Origin of the sequence: Enterobacter soli (genome assembly GCF_964208575.1) — a bacterium.
GTDB lineage: Bacteria > Pseudomonadota > Gammaproteobacteria > Enterobacterales > Enterobacteriaceae > Enterobacter > Enterobacter soli_A.
In genome coordinates this window covers 76,776-92,867 of the sequence record NZ_CAXOFU010000012.1, presented here as the reverse complement: position 1 = coordinate 92,867, position 16,092 = coordinate 76,776, and the positions used below count along the sequence as shown (strand labels likewise).

Annotated in this window: 17 protein-coding genes, 2 tRNA genes and 1 riboswitch; of the genes, 10 read left to right on the top strand and 9 right to left on the bottom strand. The window is 56.6% G+C overall.

Annotated elements, in window-relative coordinates; genetic code table 11:
* Position 1: 1 nt before the first annotated feature.
* Entirely contained in the window at positions 2–175 is a 174-nt protein-coding gene (locus tag AB6V08_RS13975) for a general stress protein (protein WP_024909630.1), read from the bottom strand.
* Positions 176–566: 391 nt separating this feature from the next.
* Here AB6V08_RS13975 and wrbA point away from each other — a divergent pair, with 391 nt between their 5' ends.
* Together wrbA and AB6V08_RS13965 are read left to right on the top strand one after the other, a co-directional pair.
* Positions 567–1,163 carry an NAD(P)H:quinone oxidoreductase gene (gene wrbA, locus AB6V08_RS13970; protein WP_006809323.1) on the top strand — a complete coding sequence of 199 codons (597 nt, stop codon included), beginning with the start codon at positions 567–569 and terminating at the stop codon, positions 1,161–1,163.
* A gap of 18 nt (positions 1,164–1,181) precedes the next feature.
* Positions 1,182–1,409, top strand: coding sequence for a YccJ family protein (locus tag AB6V08_RS13965; protein ID WP_047346821.1), 228 nt, complete (start codon positions 1,182–1,184; stop codon positions 1,407–1,409).
* A 32-nt stretch (positions 1,410–1,441) separates the two neighbouring features.
* On the opposite strand, the gene agp is transcribed toward AB6V08_RS13965, so the two are convergent.
* Entirely contained in the window at positions 1,442–2,683 is a 1,242-nt protein-coding gene (agp, locus tag AB6V08_RS13960) for a bifunctional glucose-1-phosphatase/inositol phosphatase (protein WP_368543452.1), read from the bottom strand.
* A gap of 151 nt (positions 2,684–2,834) precedes the next feature.
* Between agp and AB6V08_RS13955 the strand changes: the two genes are divergently transcribed.
* Both AB6V08_RS13955 and AB6V08_RS13950 read left to right on the top strand, forming a co-directional pair.
* Positions 2,835–3,278, top strand: a complete 444-nt coding sequence (locus tag AB6V08_RS13955; protein ID WP_368543451.1) for a winged helix-turn-helix transcriptional regulator — start codon at positions 2,835–2,837, stop codon at positions 3,276–3,278.
* Positions 3,279–3,404: 126 nt separating this feature from the next.
* On the top strand, positions 3,405–4,199 hold the full coding sequence (locus AB6V08_RS13950) for an SDR family NAD(P)-dependent oxidoreductase (RefSeq protein WP_368543449.1): 795 nt from the start codon (positions 3,405–3,407) through the stop codon (positions 4,197–4,199).
* A 1-nt stretch (position 4,200) separates the two neighbouring features.
* Here AB6V08_RS13950 and AB6V08_RS13945 read toward each other — a convergent pair whose 3' ends face one another.
* The gene (locus AB6V08_RS13945; RefSeq protein ID WP_368543448.1) at positions 4,201–4,560 is read right to left on the bottom strand and encodes a winged helix-turn-helix transcriptional regulator; all 360 of its coding nucleotides are present in this window, start codon (positions 4,558–4,560) and stop codon (positions 4,201–4,203) included.
* 100 nt (positions 4,561–4,660) lie between these two features.
* Here AB6V08_RS13945 and AB6V08_RS13940 point away from each other — a divergent pair, with 100 nt between their 5' ends.
* Positions 4,661–5,410, top strand: coding sequence for an SDR family oxidoreductase (locus AB6V08_RS13940; RefSeq protein ID WP_368543447.1), 750 nt, complete (start codon positions 4,661–4,663; stop codon positions 5,408–5,410).
* 1 nt (position 5,411) lies between these two features.
* Here the strand turns inward: AB6V08_RS13940 and AB6V08_RS13935 are convergent, their stop codons facing one another.
* Positions 5,412–5,915, bottom strand: coding sequence for a DedA family protein (locus AB6V08_RS13935; protein WP_368543446.1), 504 nt, complete (start codon positions 5,913–5,915; stop codon positions 5,412–5,414).
* A 157-nt stretch (positions 5,916–6,072) separates the two neighbouring features.
* A riboswitch (M-box (ykoK) riboswitch) is annotated at positions 6,073–6,243 on the top strand.
* A gap of 60 nt (positions 6,244–6,303) precedes the next feature.
* On the opposite strand from AB6V08_RS13935, the gene AB6V08_RS13930 reads away from it, so the two are divergent.
* The gene (locus AB6V08_RS13930; RefSeq protein WP_368543445.1) at positions 6,304–7,305 is read left to right on the top strand and encodes a magnesium transporter; all 1,002 of its coding nucleotides are present in this window, start codon (positions 6,304–6,306) and stop codon (positions 7,303–7,305) included.
* Between the two features lie 60 nt (positions 7,306–7,365).
* Here AB6V08_RS13930 and AB6V08_RS13925 read toward each other — a convergent pair.
* The 3 genes from AB6V08_RS13925 to AB6V08_RS13915 form a co-directional block, all read right to left on the bottom strand.
* Positions 7,366–7,453: transfer RNA gene (locus tag AB6V08_RS13925), tRNA-Ser, on the bottom strand.
* 131 nt (positions 7,454–7,584) lie between these two features.
* A tRNA-Ser gene (locus AB6V08_RS13920) sits at positions 7,585–7,672 on the bottom strand.
* 145 nt (positions 7,673–7,817) lie between these two features.
* Entirely contained in the window at positions 7,818–9,446 is a 1,629-nt protein-coding gene (locus AB6V08_RS13915; protein WP_368543444.1) for an ABC transporter substrate-binding protein, read from the bottom strand.
* 268 nt (positions 9,447–9,714) lie between these two features.
* On the opposite strand from AB6V08_RS13915, the gene yccA reads away from it, so the two are divergent.
* Positions 9,715–10,374, top strand: coding sequence for an FtsH protease modulator YccA (gene yccA, locus AB6V08_RS13910; protein ID WP_234673923.1), 660 nt, complete (start codon positions 9,715–9,717; stop codon positions 10,372–10,374).
* A 56-nt stretch (positions 10,375–10,430) separates the two neighbouring features.
* Here the strand turns inward: yccA and AB6V08_RS13905 are convergent, their stop codons facing one another.
* Both AB6V08_RS13905 and AB6V08_RS13900 read right to left on the bottom strand, forming a co-directional pair.
* The gene (locus AB6V08_RS13905) at positions 10,431–10,907 is read right to left on the bottom strand and encodes a hypothetical protein (RefSeq protein ID WP_368543443.1); all 477 of its coding nucleotides are present in this window, start codon (positions 10,905–10,907) and stop codon (positions 10,431–10,433) included.
* Entirely contained in the window at positions 10,904–11,668 is a 765-nt protein-coding gene (locus AB6V08_RS13900) for a transcriptional regulator (protein ID WP_368543442.1), read from the bottom strand. The genes AB6V08_RS13905 and AB6V08_RS13900 overlap by 4 nt, the downstream gene beginning before the upstream one ends.
* A 309-nt stretch (positions 11,669–11,977) precedes the next feature.
* Between AB6V08_RS13900 and AB6V08_RS13895 the strand changes: the two genes are divergently transcribed.
* The 3 genes from AB6V08_RS13895 to AB6V08_RS13885 all read left to right on the top strand — a co-directional run bounded on the left by AB6V08_RS13895 (position 11,978) and on the right by AB6V08_RS13885 (position 16,092).
* Positions 11,978–12,721 (top strand): fimbrial protein, encoded by a 744-nt coding sequence (locus AB6V08_RS13895; protein ID WP_368543441.1) that lies wholly within the window; start codon positions 11,978–11,980, stop codon positions 12,719–12,721.
* A 74-nt stretch (positions 12,722–12,795) separates the two neighbouring features.
* On the top strand, positions 12,796–13,302 hold the full coding sequence (locus AB6V08_RS13890) for a CS1 type fimbrial major subunit (RefSeq protein WP_368543440.1): 507 nt from the start codon (positions 12,796–12,798) through the stop codon (positions 13,300–13,302).
* 72 nt (positions 13,303–13,374) lie between these two features.
* Positions 13,375–16,092, top strand: coding sequence for a TcfC E-set like domain-containing protein (locus tag AB6V08_RS13885; protein WP_368543439.1), 2,718 nt, complete (start codon positions 13,375–13,377; stop codon positions 16,090–16,092).

Genomic DNA, 16,092 nt, shown 5'->3' with positions numbered 1-16,092 from the left:
ACTACTTGCTACTGCTGCCGTGGCTGTTTTTACCCCCTTTTTTGCCAGCTTCAGATGCACGCTGAGGGTCATTTTTGAAGTTACCCCCGCTGTGCTGGCCACCTTTACGACCTGCTTCTGATGCTCTTTCACGGTCTTCAGCGAAATTACCCGAACCACCACGATGGTTTGCCATCTCTAACCTCCAGAGTGTGAAACATTAGACATCATACTGCATTCAGTAAAAGAGGATTCTTTCACCTGGCGACAAAAGGCCAGCGCCTTTATCTGCGTCGCGTGAAACTAAGCTTAGTAAAATGCGCCCACCAGGCAAGCCAGAAGTAATATCCTGCAACATGATTCAGGCGATTCTTAATCGCGTCCCTGCCGCTTATCCATAAGTCTTTCTTATCATTCCAAAATATAACTGTCGTAAATATGTTTCATTTTGCTACAGCGCAGGCTGGTTAATAAATTGTTATAAATCAAAGAAGTGGCGGTAAAAGTTGCAGTCTGGCTATCAGGTCTTATCTTTAAATGAACGCAGCGATCCGCTGTCAGAAAACACAAACGAGGAGTGATGCAAAATGGCAAAAGTTCTGGTGCTCTATTATTCCATGTATGGACACATTGAAACCATGGCTCACGCAGTTGCAGAAGGTGCAAACCGGGTGGATGGCGTTGAGGTTGTGGTGAAACGCGTACCGGAAACCATGCAGGCCGAAGCGTTCGCAAAAGCCGGCGGCAAAACCCAAAACGCCCCGGTCGCCACCCCGCAGGAGCTGGCCGACTACGACGCCATTATCTTCGGCACCCCAACCCGCTTCGGCAATATGTCCGGCCAGATGCGTACCTTCCTCGACCAGACCGGGGGACTGTGGGCATCCGGCGCGCTGTACGGCAAGCTCGCCAGCGTGTTCAGCTCAACCGGCACCGGCGGTGGTCAGGAACAAACCATCACCTCGACCTGGACAACCCTTGCGCATCATGGGATGGTGATTGTGCCAATCGGTTATGGCGCACAGGAATTGTTTGACGTGTCTCAGGTTCGCGGTGGTACACCATACGGCGCCACCACCATTGCCGGAGGCGATGGTTCACGCCAGCCAAGCAATGAAGAACTCTCTATCGCCCGCTATCAGGGTGAATATGTCGCGGGTCTTGCCAAAAAACTGAACGGCTAACCCAACAGGAGGACAACCATGCCAACTCAGGAATCTAAAGCTCATCACGTAGGTGAATGGGCAAGCTTACGCAATACCTCCCCGGAGATCGCCGAAGCCATTTTTGAAGTCGCGAAGTATGACGAGAAGCTGGCAGAGCAAATTTGGGAAGAAGGCAGTGACGAGGTACTGGTACGCGCCTTCGAGAAAACCGACAAAGACTCCCTCTTCTGGGGTGAGCAAACCATCGAACGTAAAAACGTCTGACCGTTTCCCCCCGCTCGCGCGGGGGGTATTTTCTATTTCGCCGCGTTGTTCAGCACCGTATTAAATTTATCCACCGGGCAAAAACCATTCGCATCAATCGGGCATCCGTTGAGCTCAAGCGTCACGCGCTGCGCGGGGTTTTTCAGCGTCAGCACGTCCGCATTGCGCAGCTGTTCGGTACTCTGGTAGACATACTCGATTTTCATCAGCTCGCGATTGCCGGTTTTGTCATGCCAGCGCTGGAAGACAATTTTGCCGCCAATCGGGGTGCGTTCGTACTGGTCGTGCAGCTGGTAAGGCTTGAAATCGAGCGCCGTCAGCAGCGAGGCGATGTTGGAGTCGTGCCCCACCAGCAGGGTGATTTTCGACGCTTTCGCCTGATCCGTCACCAGCGCGTTGTCGATGTACTTCACCAGCGGCTTCGCCACGTTGCGCGCCACTTCCCCCGAGGTAAACAGCGAATCCTGATAGCCGTTTTTCAGCTTCGACAGCACCCGCCACTGCTGATCGGTTTTGATCTCACCCCAGGCAACCTGATCGGTCGGGAAGCCTTCGTAATATTGCAGGGTAAAGGCATCCACCAGCGAGTTCCCCACCTTCAGCGGGCCCGACACGCCCGGCTCTTTCTCGTAATCGGCGCTAAAGGTGTCTTTCGCGTCGGTCAGGGAGCAGACCTTTTTCTCCTTGCAGGACGGCGACCCGGCGTAATTCGTCATCTGCTCCAGCAGCCTGTAGCTCTCGTCGAGCTGCATTTTCTGCCGCTCGGCGGTCATCGCGCTCAGGGCTTTATCGCGGAATTCAGGGCTGTTGTCGGTGATGACCGGGTTAAACGTCGGGTCCATAGTGCCCATTTTTTCCTGATGATGGACCGGAACATCGCACCCCGGGAACGCCCCGGTGATAAAGAACTGCGCGGTGGCCACGGTGCGCTGCAGGCTGTTGGCATAGGCGTATACCGCGTTGGCCGGCGGACACTCCCCGGTGGTCACCATCCCCTGCTGGGCCAACCACTCGCGCATGTAGTGCCCCATGTACACCTCAAGCACGCCGCCCTTGGTGGTGAGCTGCCCGCCCGGCACCTCCCATTCCGGCCATTGCTTCGGCGTGGACTGCTCCAGCACGCTGCCGTTATTGGCAAGCGGCGCGCGCAGGTTGTGGCGGCTCATGATCAAAACTTGCTCTAGCTGGTATCCGTCCGGTGCGTCCTGCGCCTGCGCGCCAAAGGTCATTGAAAGGGTGCCTGCTACAGCAACAGCGAGTAGTGCTTTTCTCATCCCTAAATCCTCACTCGGTTTTAATAGTTCGTTAAGTGTGACAGATTGATAACAATTTTCCCGGAAGCATTTCTCAAACTGATGAATAACAGGCTTACCCGATGGGGAGAATAGTTTTATAATAAAACCATCGCCCACCGGAGAATTCACCGTGAAACGCACCCGCCTTGAAGAAAGCACCTGCCCCGTCGCCCGTTCGCTGGATATTATCGGCGACTGGTGGTCATTGCTGATTGTTCGCGACGCGCTGCGGGGGATCCGGCGCTTTGGCGAGTTCCAGAAAAGCCTCGGTATTGCCAAAAACATGCTCACCACCCGCCTCAAGCTGCTGGTGGATGAAGGCATTCTCACCCTGCAGCCCGCCTCCGACGGCAGCGCCTGGCAGGAGTATGTCCTGACCGACAAAGGGCGCGCGCTGCAAACGGTACTGGTGGCCCTGTCGCAGTGGGGCAATGAATTTTTGTTTGCGGAGAACGAATTCGGCACCACGCTGGTGGATTCCGCACAGCGTAAGCCCCTGCGCAAGCTGGCGTTGATCGCCGACGACGGCCGCGAGCTGACCCCCGACGAGATCGTCCCTAAACTCCCCTCCTGATCGCCCGCCTGGGCAAAAGTAAAAAATTGTCGCCAGAGTGGTTGCATTATAAAACCAAATAGCCGAGAGTTAATTCAGTTTCATATTGAAACCAAATAACCCACTATCGCTTCGAGGTAACACACAATGACTACGCAACGCTCTACCGCCCTGATCACAGGTGCCTCTTCCGGCATTGGCGCCGTTTATGCCGATCGTCTTGCCCGTCGTGGCCTCAACCTGGTGCTGGTCGCCCGACGTGAAGAACGGCTACAGGCGCTGGCCGCCGCCCTTCGCGAGCGTTACGGCGTGGCGGTAGAGATTCTGGTGGCCGATCTCACGGATGATGCCGGGATCCGCGCCGTCGAAGAGGCGCTGCGCAGCAATACCGCGATCGATACGCTGATCAACAACGCGGGCACCGCCCAGATGGCCCCTTTCCTTGCGGGGGATGTGGCGCAGCATCAGGCCATCAACACGCTGAACACCACGGCGCTGATGCGGTTGACCTACGCTATCCTCCCGCGCCTGGCGCAGAATAATCGCGGCACGCTGATCAACATTGCCTCGGTGCTGGCCCTGCACGTGCGGGCAGGCAGCGCGCTGTACAGCGCCACCAAGGCGTGGGTGCTGAGCTTTACCCGCGGGTTGCAGGAGGAGTTTGCCGACAGCGGCGTGCGTATTCAGGCGGTGCTGCCAGCCGCCACCGCCACGGAGATCTGGAGCCATTCGGGCGTGACGGTGAACGACCTGCCGGAAGGGTCGGTGATGACCACCGACGATATGGTGGATGCGTCGCTGGCGGGACTGGATCGGGGCGAGCTGATTACTATCCCACCGATGCACGACGAAGGCCTGTGGGAGACCTACGAAACGGCACGCCTTGCGCTGTTCAACAGCGCGCGCACCGGCATTCCGGCGCCGCGCTACGTCAAACGCTAGCTTAACGCTCCAGCTGGTCGCCGTACTCACTCATCCAGGCGGCCAGCGGAGAGAGCGCGCCTTGCAGGGTTAAGCCCAGCGCGGTGATTTGGTACTCCACGCGCGGCGGGATCTCCGGAAACACGGTGCGCGTCACCAGCCCGCGCTGCTCAAACAGGCGAAGCTGCTTCGTCAGCTCTTTTTGCGTGATGGGTGCCGCCGCCCGCAGCAGATCGCCAAAGCGCACGGGCGAATTGATCACAATAAGGCGATAAAGGATCGGGATCGCCCACTTGCCGGAAATCAGGTTTACGAACTGCGTCATCGGGCAGACGTAAAGCTCAGAATTTTTTTCGCAGGGCACATTGAGTATTTCCGCCATAGCACACCTCTTGCCGCATTAGTATCCATTTGGTACCTGGTTTCCTTTCGATACTAACGTTTCTATAGTGCTTTCTCCAGAGACATTTCAGGAGAAGAACATGGGTCGTTTAACAGATAAATATACGCTGATTACCGGCGGCACCAGCGGCATTGGCCTGGCTACCGCGCAGGCGTTTATCGCCGAAGGGGCGCACGTCGCCGTCACCGGACGCAACCTGGACACCCTCGCCGAGGCGCAGCGTCTTCTGGGCGACAACGCCTGGGTCATTCCGACCGATGCGGGAGACATCGCCGCGCAAAAAGCCCTGGCGCAGACCATCGCTACCCGCTGGCCCCGCCTGGACGCGGTATTTCTCAACGCCGGCGACGTCACGCACGCGCCCCTGGAAGCCTGGCAGGAAGATGCCTGGGATCGCCTGATGGGCATCAACCTGAAGGGGCCGTTCTTCCTCGTGCAGGCGCTGCTCCCGCTGCTGAATAATCCGTCCTCGGTGATCCTCTGCGGCTCCGTGAGCGCCCGCATCGGCCTGCCCACCAGCAGCGCGTATGCCGCAAGCAAGGCCGCCCTGCTGTCGCTGGCGCGCACGCTGTCCGGCGAGCTGCTGCCGCGCGGCATTCGCGTTAACGGCCTGAGCCCCGGACCGGTGCAAACCCCGGCCTTCACCAAAACCGGCTTAAGCGAAGACTCGCTGAACGCGATGGTGGAAGAGGTTATCAGGCTGGTGCCGCTGGGCAGAATGGGCACGACGACGGAGCTGGCGAAAGCCGCGGTCTATCTGGCCTCCGACGAGTCGAGCTACACGGTGGGAACCGAGCTGCTGGTTGACGGCGGTATGGGAAGTTTGTAGTTCAAAAGGCGCTGATGCCGATGACAATGCCGACATACAGCGCCGCCCACGCGGCGGCTGAGGCCAGGCTCACCGCGTAAACCTTCGCCGGGTTGATCCGCAGCAGCCCGGCCGCCAGCGGCACAATGTAGCGCAGCACCGCCAGAAAGCGCGCGGTGAACAGCACCAGCACGCCGTTTTTCTGCAGCTGATGCTGCACCCGCAAGAATTTATCGGCGTACTTCGAGGTTATGCGCGTCACCAGCCGGGTATGGCCCATCAGCTGGCCGATATGATAGTTCAGCAGCGAGCCGAGGGTCGCGCCCAGCACCACCGCCAGCCACGCCAGCGCCGGATGCAGGCTCGCCTGGCTGAGGGTAATCCCGGTCATCAGCATTACCGAGGCGGGCGGCAGCACGGAGGAGATCAGCACCGTTGATTTACTCAGCGCCAGCACGAAAAGAAGCGCAAAGAGATGTGTCGGATACTGCGCAAAGTGATTCATCAGAGTATCAAACCACGCCACGTCGCTCTCCTTATTGCCATTTAATCCTGTATTAAAAGTGAATAAGGCTAAATAAAAGCTCAACGCGCCCTCAAATAATTATCCTCTAAACACTTCCTAAACATTATTTAAATTTCATCACGCAGAAATAAAACAGGCGTATTATTCCGCTGGTTTACAACGATCTCGTTATGGCGAGGCTCCTGTACAAATACACGTTATCGCTCTGGTGGGTTCGAGAGAACCGGCACAGGGTAAAACAGGCACTGTCGAATCAAGGCTTTGTCAGTATAACTTCCTCATTGAGGATACGGTGTACAGTGCTGAACCCAGGACGTGGGGATCTCCTCTTCGACATGCCCTGTCTTGCTCGCCCCTGAGAGATTTTATTATTCAAAGGGAATTTACTATGTCTTACTCCATTCACAACAATAATCCGGCATTCAACGACAGCGCTATCGCGCAATATATGAATACCGATTTTATCGTCCTCGATATTTCATTATGCGTGGCGCTGGCGCGCGAGCAGTTTTTCCAGAAATTAAAAGACGATGATATTCCGTCGCATATTTTCATTGAGGATAATGGCCGCCTGGCGGGCCTGATTGCGGTGCGTAAATTATTACAAGCCACGGATACGCTCCAGCCGGTGAAGGCGCTGATGGTGTCGCAGTTTTTACAGGTTAAGCCGGAAGATGAACGCGCGGACGTCGCCGTGCAGCTGGCCCACGGCAGCGCGGACGTGGTGCCCGTGGTTACTCACGGCAAGGTGGTCGGCTGCCTGACCGAGCGCGAAATTGCGCACCTGCTGGAAGATGACGTGACGGAAGATGCCCAGCTTCAGGGCGCCACGCTGCCGCTGGAAAAACCGTATCTGGAAACCAGCGCGTTCAGCCTTTGGAAAAAGCGCTCCGTCTGGCTGCTGCTGCTGTTCGTCGCAGAAGCCTACACCAGCTCGGTGATCCAGCATTTCGAAGAGGCGCTGGAGTCCGCCATCGCCCTGGCGTTCTTCATTCCCCTGCTGATTGGCACGGGCGGCAACAGCGGCACGCAGATCACCTCGACCCTGGTGCGCGCGATGGCGCTGGGGGAAGTGCATCTGCGCGACGTCGGACGCGTGCTGCGCAAAGAGATGAGCACCTCGCTGATGATTGCCGTCACGCTGGGGCTGGCGGGCTGTCTCCGCGCCTGGATGATGGGGATCGGGCTTGAGATCACGCTTATCGTCAGCCTGACGTTAATCTGCATTACGCTGTGGAGCGCGATTGTGTCGTCCGTGATCCCGATGGTGCTTAAGCGCTGCGGCATCGATCCGGCGGTGGTTTCCGCGCCCTTTATCGCGACGCTTATCGACGGCACAGGGCTGATTATCTATTTCAAAATCGCGCAGTACACGCTGGGGCTGGAGTGATTTAGCCGCGCCGGAAAAGCAAAAAACCCTGTGATATTGCTATCACAGGGTTTTCGAATTTGGCGGAAGCGTAGAGATTCGAACTCTAGAACCCTTTCGGGTCGCCGGTTTTCAAGACCGGTGCCTTCAACCGCTCGGCCACGCTTCCAAAGTGAGGCGCACTATAAACATCTATTAGCGCCTTGTAAAGCAGGAATTTTTCTAAATTTCATCTGCGGCGTTTCAGGCTGCATAAAAGCAAAAAACCCTGCGATATTGCTATCGCAGGGTTTTCGAATTTGGCGGAAGCGTAGAGATTCGAACTCTAGAACCCTTTCGGGTCGCCGGTTTTCAAGACCGGTGCCTTCAACCGCTCGGCCACGCTTCCTAAGTGAGGCGCACTATAAACATCCCCTTGCCCCCTGTAAAGAGGCGACCTGTTCATTTGCCTGAAAAACAGCCAAAACGCGTTTAATCGGTTGAAACAACAGCGAATTGGCTATTTTGCCAGCGCAAAATCCTGGTCAGGCGGCTCAGTGTTTTTTGATGTACATATCTTTGGTGTAGTAATACCCCAGCTTATCCGGCGTGAAGCCCCCGACCCACGGCTTCACCAGGTGCGTGCGGACGTAGTGATAGAGCGGGATCGCCGGGACATCGCGCCCCAGCAGATCTTCCGCCTGCTGGTAATACGCGCCGCGCTCCTGCGTGGTTTTCGCTTTTGCCGCCTCAACCAGCGCCTTGTCGAAGTCCGGGTTGGTGTACTGGGTGGTGTTTTGGCTGTCGCCGGTTCGGAAGTTGTTCAGGAAGGTGGTGGCGTCGTCGTAATCGGCAATCCACGCGTAGCGCACCGCGTCAAAGCTGTGGGTGTGCATCGCGTCGAGCATGGTTTTCCACTCCTGGTTTTGCAGCTTCGCGTCCACGCCGAGGTTTTTCTTCCACATGGAGCTGGCGGCAATCGCGATGCGCTGGTGCGATTCCGAGGTGTTATAGAGCAGGTTGAAGCTCAGCGGATGGCTGGCGTTGTACCCGGCCTCTTCCAGCAGCTTTTTGGCCTCGGCAATGCGTTTGTCCATCGGCCAGCTGGCGTAGTCCGGCGCTTTCAGCGTGACGCCGCCGATATCCGGCTGGCTGATGAGCCACGCCGGGCGCTGCCCCTGCCCCAGTACCTTATTGGCAATGATGTCTTTATCGAGCGCCAGATTCAGCGCCTTGCGCACGCGAACGTCGTTAAACGGCGGGCGCGCGGTGTTGAACTGATAGTAATAGGTCGCCAGCTGCGGAGAGACGTCCAGCTCGCTGCCCATCGTTTTCTTGAGCTGGGCAAACTGGTTAATCGGCACGGTGTAGACGATATCGATCTCGCCCGCCTTGTAGCGGTTCACGTCTGACGCTTCCGACACGATCGGCAGATAGGTCACTTTATTGATCACCGTATGGGCATTGTCCCAGTAGAGCGGATTACGCTCCGCCACGAGGCGTTCATTGACGACCCACTGCGTCAGCTTGTACGCCCCGCTGGTCACGATGTGCTCCGGCTTGGTCCACTTTTCGCCGAACCGGTTGACCAGCACTTTATCAATCGGGATCAGGGACGGGTGGGCGAGCATCGCGAGGAACGCGGCATTCGGCTGGGTGAGCGTCACTTCCAGAGTGGCATCGTCAATGGCCTTAACCCCCAGCGTATCCGGCGCTTTTTTGCCCTCGGCGATCTCGTGGGCGTTCACCATATGCATGTTGTCCGGGTAGCTGGCGTACGGTGAGGCGGTTTTCGGATCCACCAGACGCTGCCAGCTCCACACCACGTCCTGCGCGGTGATGGCGGTGCCGTCGCTCCAGGTGATGCCCGGACGCAGGTGGAACGTCCAGACGGTGTTGTCTTTGTTTTCCCACTTCTGGGCGAGGCGCGGTTCGATTTCGCCGGTCGGAGAAACGCTGACCAGCCCTTCGAATAAATCACTGATAATATTGAATTCGACGTCGCTTTCGACTTTGTGCGGGTCGAGCGAGGCCGGTTCGTTGCCATTATTCCTGACCAGCTCCTGTTTTTCTGCCAGCACTGTCCCTGCCGGCACGTTCGCCGCCCAGGCTGCCGTGCTCGCGCACAGAATGCCGGCGGTTAACAAAGAAAGTGTAAAGATGTTGCGTGCTTGTGGTTTCATTTCCTTCGCCTTGTTGTTTGTTTTAGGACGATCCGTGATAACTCTTAGCGCTCCGGTTGTAATAACGCAATATTTTTCAGTAACCTATAAGAGGTTGATCTGAACAAACGCGTCAAAGCGTGGTTCATTCTGATGAAATTGATTTCTACAGAAGAAACAACCGCCTTCAGCGCTAAGATGATGAGTAAAGATGGGTAAAACCACTTTGTAACTGCCGCACCTTTTCCTATTCTTGCCGCTAATTACATCTGTCATAAGAGAGTGACTCATGGATCGTATTATTAGTTCTTCACGCGACCGCACATCGCTACTCAGCACCCACAAAGTGCTGCGCAACACCTATTTCATGCTCAGCCTGACGCTGGCGTTTTCTGCGATCACCGCAACCGCCAGCACCGTGCTGATGCTGCCTTCCCCGGGGCTGATCCTGACGCTGGTGGGCATGTACGGTCTGATGTTCCTGACCTACAAAACCGCCGATAAGCCGGTAGGGATTCTGTCCGCCTTCGCCTTTACGGGCTTCCTGGGCTACATCCTGGGGCCAATCCTGAACGCCTATCTGTCTGCGGGTATGGGTGACCTTATCGGCATGGCGCTGGGCGGTACGGCGCTGGTGTTCTTCTGCTGCTCGGCCTACGTGCTGACCACGCGCAAGGACATGTCCTTCCTCGGCGGTATGCTGATGGCGGGTATCGTGGTTGTGCTGGTGGGTATGGTGGCGAACATCTTCCTGCAGCTGCCTGCCCTGCACCTGGCAATCAGCGCGGTGTTTATCCTGATCTCGTCTGGCGCAATCCTGTTTGAGACCAGCAACATCATTCGCGGCGGCGAAACGAACTACATCCGCGCCACCGTGAGCCTGTATGTGTCGCTGTACAACATCTTCGTGAGCCTGCTGAGCATCCTGGGCTTCGCCAGCCGCGACTAAACAGACCCGTTGAAATAAAAAGGAGAATGCCCCCGGCATTCTCCTTTTTTTATGCCCTACTCACCCCGGCAAATATAGGTGGGATAATGCCGGTCCTGAATCAGCCATACGGAAGGCGAAAGTTCAGCGATCGTCAAATAGTAACGCGCGGTGGGATAGGCAAAGCTGCCCCACTGAGCATCAGGGGTATTGTCGTTGTGCCGACGCCAGGTTTTGGTGTAGCTCAACACAATGACCTTATCATCGTCCCGTCGCGCCCACGTAAAATCGATATCCCTGTCAACGATCAGGTTCCGGCCTTCATACTTTGCCGCACCTTTATAGGTGGTCAGCCCGGTCCCGTTGCGATGAAAATAGAACTGGGCAACGGCATTGACCTTCACTTCATTCGGCTTTCCTTCATTGCGCGTAAAATTGAACTCCGTGCTGCAGGCCAGCGCATCGCGCTTAAAGACTCCGCCCGTACAGACAAAGAGAACAACCGCGCCGCCGACGAGCGCACCACCCACTCCGAACAGAAGTTTGATTTTCATTCTTCCGCCCCGCTTTTGTAGCGAATCGTTTTACACAGGCTGGTTTCACTTACCGGACAGGCACCTATAAACACCTCATCGGCAGCGGCTAGCGAAAAATGGGCGCTGAAATAATAAATGTTGTACTGCTCGCGATCGCAGGCCACGTTATTTTGCTTTAGCAGCTCGGCCATTTTCGATAGCACCAGCGGTCGGCCATGATCGTTAACCAGCCAGAAGCGGCAGCCGGCTATTTTTTCCTGCACGGGTTTTAGCGTCGCCGGTACGGTTATTTCAAGCCGTCGGCTGAAATACAGGCCAACCATCATTGCCGACAGGGTTAATATCGCTAAAACCAGCCACCATTTTCTGGATAAACGTTTATATCCTGCCGGCTGTTCAACCGCTGGCTCAGGCGCCGCCTCCGGAACGGCAGGAGGAGCGCTCTCGGTGGGCTGGAAAATAACGTCGGCTTCAAAGCGGAATCCAAACCGGGGCACGGTCACGATAAATTCGTGCCCTTCTCCCAGCGCCTGGAAGTTTTTACGTAATTCGCTGACCGCTTTATTAAGGTTATTTCCCGACGGCGTAAAGCCAAATTCTTCCCACACGCGAGTGATCAATTCCTCCCGACTCAGGTCGCGTCCTTTGTGTTTAATAAATTCCTGCAAAAGCCGAACGGCCGGTGCCGAAAGCGTTAATACAGATTCTGGTTGTCCAACAAGACTTATTGCATGTGCTTCAGGATCGAATAACAACGAATTATTGCATATAAAAAACATCTTTTATTCTCGGCTGTTACCGCATGCTTTTTTAATCCCTGGTACATCGACATGAAAACCGCCTTCTGACTTGCTTCTTTTTTAATCAGAAGGAATTTTCTCCCCATCCCTGGTCGCGGTATTTTCGCTTAACTATACAACCTTAAAGCCAGAAAGACAGGATAAAAAACTGTATTTTACGAGTTAATTAATACAAATTTTCACAAACCGCTGTTCTGGTTAAAGTTTCCCTGCCCTGAAGCGATACGAAAGCAGACGGCATGCTGGTGTTAACGCACCGCCGATAAATTCAGAGCAGGCAGACACATTGTGAAACAGAAAAATAGCGTGAACATGAAAACCGCCTTTTATGTCGCCGCGCTGTCATTGCCATTTTTCTCAGAAATGACAATGGCCAATATGAGCGTGTACCCCATGGAGCTGAATGTAGATAGCTCCGGTGCGGCGCAAATTAAGGTGGCTTCAAAAACGGATGATATTCAGTTCATTCGGGTGAGGCAAAAGAAAATTCTTAATCCCGGCACGGCTCAGGAAAAAGAGATTGATGTGGCCTCGTGGAAAGAAGGTGGCGTTGTCGTCACCCCCGAAAAATTTGCCCTTGCGGCAGGCGCAATGCGCGTGGTTCGTCTGGTATCGCTTACGCCTCCGGAAAAAGAGACCACCTGGCGCGTCTATTTTGAGGGAGTGAAGCAGCCTGACAGCATTATTCCCGGCAAGTCGGAAACCCCGGCAGCAACGGCGACGCTGGGCGTCAACGTTATTTGGGGCGCCCTGATCCACCTCGCCCCGGAAAAAAGCGTGGTGTCACTGTCGATAGACCCCCTCAAGGGGACGCTAAAAAACAGCGGCACGCTGCGGGTACCGCTCAGGGAGATTGGAATTTGTAATGCAGACGCGTCGTGTAAATGGATTAAAGAAGACGCGACGATTTATCCGGACACCGTCCGGAAATTAAAAACGCTTACAAATATACAAGGCCAGAAATATAGATTCCGCTACTTCAACTGGGTGAATAAAACCCCTGAAGAAGCTGATTTACCCGTCGTGCAATAACACGACGTCACTGTAAAAACCCATTGGGTTTGTTTAAAGAGCCAAGGTGCTCATTTGTAAATATGGAGATATCAATGCGTAAGTATTTTAAACCCCTGCTGATTGTTGCCGCGATGACCACGTCCCTGAGCGCGCTGGCGATTCAAAAAGACATCACCGTTAACGCCAGCGTGGATTCACAGCTGGATATGACTCAGGCGGATAACACCCCGCTGCCAGCAAGCATCGACATGCAGTACCTGCCTGGTCGCGGTCTGGAAAGCTACCGCCTGAACACCAAGGTATGGTCTAACTCCGCCACCAGCAACGTGAAGGTCCGTCTGGTTAGCGCGGCTAAGCTGGCGAACGCCGACGGCGCTGAGTCCGTGCCAATGACGGTAATGCTGGGCGACAAAACCCTGTCCACCGCCGATGTTGAATTCACCGGCACCGAACTGTTCCCGGGGAGCGTTGAAAACGGTTCAGCGGTACTGCCTCTGACCATTTCTCAGACCACCAAAGGCATTCTGAAAACCGGTCAGTACAGCGGCGTTGTTAGCCTGATGCTGACGCAGGCTACTACCACGGAAGGCGGTGCGTAACACCACAGCACCTAAGGAATAACGTGAGAGGGTGCCCACCCTCTCACGTCAGGATGATGTCGAGGCTCGTTCATGGCGTTTCACAGAAATACTCTCCTCTTTGTTGCTTTGCTACCCGCATCCATCCAACTCGCCTGCGCCGGGATGGCCGTCCCACCGGGCTTTGAAGATCTGGCGAAAACGCAGCGCCTCTGGACAGAGGTAAACCTCTACGGCGAGTCGCTGGGCCTTTTTGAAACGGATATTACCCTTGAAACGGTAAGCTTTGTCGCACCTGAAACCGTGATAGCGGCCATCAAACGCCGGTTTAATGACGATCCTGCGCTGGTGGCCACCGTGTCTGCCGCGCTGGCCGTTCCGCTTGCCCGTAACGGCAACCTGGCCTGCAGCAGCAACGGCTCCGCCGCGGGATGCGACTACATTGATACCGACCGCGCGGCCATTATTTATGACGAGAATAACGCCCGCATTAGCCTGTTTTTGGACAAGAAATTTCTGCCTAAACCCAATGCGGAAAAGCAGTGGTATCAGCCCACGCAGGACACCGAAAATGCCCTCATCCATCAGCAGAATATCAATTTCGTGGCCGACAGGGACTACCAGTCCGCCACCGTGCAGGGCAACGGCGCGCTGGCGCTGACCCAGGACGGCTATTTGAACCTCGACTGGACCTGGCTGGGACAGCGCTCAAGGCACCAGCAGCAGCAGGAGGTCACCGTCAACAACGCCTGGTTCCGCCAGGATATCCTGCGCCAGTACTATGTCCAGCTCGGCGAGATGGACACCCGCGACCTGTTCAGCAACGCCGGGGGGAATATCAACCTCAGCCAGCTGCCGCTGGGCAAAATTCGCGGCCTGCGCACCGGTTCGACAAGGGCGTGGATGAATCCGGTTCAGCAGTCGAAGGGCACGCCTATCACCGTGCTGCTTTCCCACGACGCGCGTATCGACGCCCGCCGGGGCAATCAGCTGCTGGCCAGCTTTTACCTCAATGCCGGGGCGCAAACCCTGGACACCCGATCCTTCCCGGACGGGAGCTACACCGTGACGCTCTCCGTCTATGAGAATAACCGCCTGACGCGCACCGAGCAGGTGCCGTTTACCCGTACCGGCATTACGCCCTTCGACCGCGTCGAGTGGTTCCTGCAGGCGGGTGAAACCGACAACAGCGATCAAAACGAAGCGCGCAGCGCGGTTGCGCATGCGGGCGTGCGCCTGCCCGTCACTCCAACGCTGGCGCTCACCAGCGGCGCAACGATAAAGAAAAACCAGCGCTTCGTGGAAAATGCCCTCGACTGGAGCCGGGGATTCAACGCGGGGCCGATCGACGGCGTGCTGAGCACCCGCTTTAGCTACCTCTACGGCAGCGAAGGCCAGCGCGGCAATATTCAGCAAATCAGCTACAACGACGGCTTTTCGCTGAGCGTCTATCGCAACGCGCTTTCAGCGGAAAACTGCAATACCCGAAGCGCGGGGTTTGACGCCGTTAACGGCTGCTACCGCACCCTCTCGGTGATGTTCTCCGTCCCCGTCGGCGCCTGGTATGCGAGCCTCGGCTATTCGGATAACCGCAACGAAGGACGATACGTTTCACGCCGGGCGCTCCCGGACAGCGACGATCGCCACGATGCGGGCCTGCCGTGGGAATCGGTCTATGTCACCCGCTCCCGCACCCGGGCGTGGCAGGGTGGGCTGAGCAACGCGTTTAGCACCCGCGGCCTGAACATTAACAGCAGCATTAACCTGTTTATGCGTGACGATGACTCCCGCGCTGGCAGGGATAAAGGCGGCTACCTGAGCGTGAGCCTGTCCATGGCGCATAACCGTCGGGGCGATGCGTCGAGCTACACCTCCATGGGCGCAACCTGGCAGCACCAGCAGCGCGAAAAGAACCAGATGAGCTACAGCGTGGCGCACAACTGGTACGCCGATGCGCGGGGTGAAAATGAGTATGGTCTGAGCGCGTCGGGCATTAACAGCGATTCGCTGAACACCTCGGCCTATACGCGCCAGGGCGGACGGTATGGCAACGGCAGCCTGACCGTCAGCGATGCCTGGGATCGTAACGAAGGTCGCCATACCCTGAGCAGCAGCGGCAACTACAGCTCGACCCTTGCGCTGTCGCGATCCGGCCTGTGGCTGGGCCGCTGGAGCGACGGGCGTCCTGCTTCAGCCGTCGCGGTTAAGGTTGCCACGCCGGAAGATACCCAGGATTCGGGCGTCGCGGTGTCGCTGGATAACGGCGGCAGCGCAAACATTCCGGGGAACAGCCGCGCCCTCTTCGCCGTGCCGGGCTACCAGCAGACAACCTTGACGATCAACGAATCGCTGGACGTTTCGCGCGGGGCCAGCAGCGAAATCACGCAGGGTTCAGGCAGCAGAACGCTGTTTATGGTGCCGGGCAAGCTGCTGCGCCGGGACGTGCAAACCACCGCAAGCTACACCTGGCTCGGCCAGTTAACCGACGAGAGTCATTCGCCGTTCATTGGCGGCGTGCCGCTGAACGTGAACGGCTGGAGCGATCTGGGCAACGGCGGGTTTAGCGCCCAAAGCGACGCCCTGCTGCATAACCTCTACCTGGTGCGTCAGCAGCAGTTTTATCAGTGCGCGCTGAACGTGAAAAGCATGCGCGACGTTGTGCGTTACGTCGGGGCGATCCCCTGCCGGGAGCTCACCTTCTCCGCCCTGCCGGATGCCGTGCAGCAGCAGGCGCAGCTGATGCTCGCCGGACGAACGGTTCCGACGGGGCCGACCGCCATGAACGCCGACAACCTCACGAAAGGGAAATGA

Bases quoted from the DNA above. Each gene is read 5' to 3' on its own strand.
- AB6V08_RS13975 (WP_024909630.1), bottom strand. From the start codon at position 175: ATGGCAAACCATCGTGGTGGTTCGGGTAATTTCGCTGAAGACCGTGAA.
- wrbA (WP_006809323.1), top strand. From the start codon at position 567: ATGGCAAAAGTTCTGGTGCTCTATTATTCCATGTATGGACACATTGAA.
- AB6V08_RS13965 (WP_047346821.1), top strand. From the start codon at position 1,182: ATGCCAACTCAGGAATCTAAAGCTCATCACGTAGGTGAATGGGCAAGC.
- agp (WP_368543452.1), bottom strand. From the start codon at position 2,683: ATGAGAAAAGCACTACTCGCTGTTGCTGTAGCAGGCACCCTTTCAATG.
- AB6V08_RS13950 (WP_368543449.1), top strand. From the start codon at position 3,405: ATGACTACGCAACGCTCTACCGCCCTGATCACAGGTGCCTCTTCCGGC.
- AB6V08_RS13945 (WP_368543448.1), bottom strand. From the start codon at position 4,560: ATGGCGGAAATACTCAATGTGCCCTGCGAAAAAAATTCTGAGCTTTAC.
- AB6V08_RS13940 (WP_368543447.1), top strand. From the start codon at position 4,661: ATGGGTCGTTTAACAGATAAATATACGCTGATTACCGGCGGCACCAGC.
- AB6V08_RS13930 (WP_368543445.1), top strand. From the start codon at position 6,304: ATGTCTTACTCCATTCACAACAATAATCCGGCATTCAACGACAGCGCT.
- AB6V08_RS13915 (WP_368543444.1), bottom strand. From the start codon at position 9,446: ATGAAACCACAAGCACGCAACATCTTTACACTTTCTTTGTTAACCGCC.
- yccA (WP_234673923.1), top strand. From the start codon at position 9,715: ATGGATCGTATTATTAGTTCTTCACGCGACCGCACATCGCTACTCAGC.
- AB6V08_RS13905 (WP_368543443.1), bottom strand. From the start codon at position 10,907: ATGAAAATCAAACTTCTGTTCGGAGTGGGTGGTGCGCTCGTCGGCGGC.
- AB6V08_RS13900 (WP_368543442.1), bottom strand. From the start codon at position 11,668: ATGTTTTTTATATGCAATAATTCGTTGTTATTCGATCCTGAAGCACAT.
- AB6V08_RS13890 (WP_368543440.1), top strand. From the start codon at position 12,796: ATGCGTAAGTATTTTAAACCCCTGCTGATTGTTGCCGCGATGACCACG.
- AB6V08_RS13885 (WP_368543439.1), top strand. From the start codon at position 13,375: ATGGCGTTTCACAGAAATACTCTCCTCTTTGTTGCTTTGCTACCCGCA.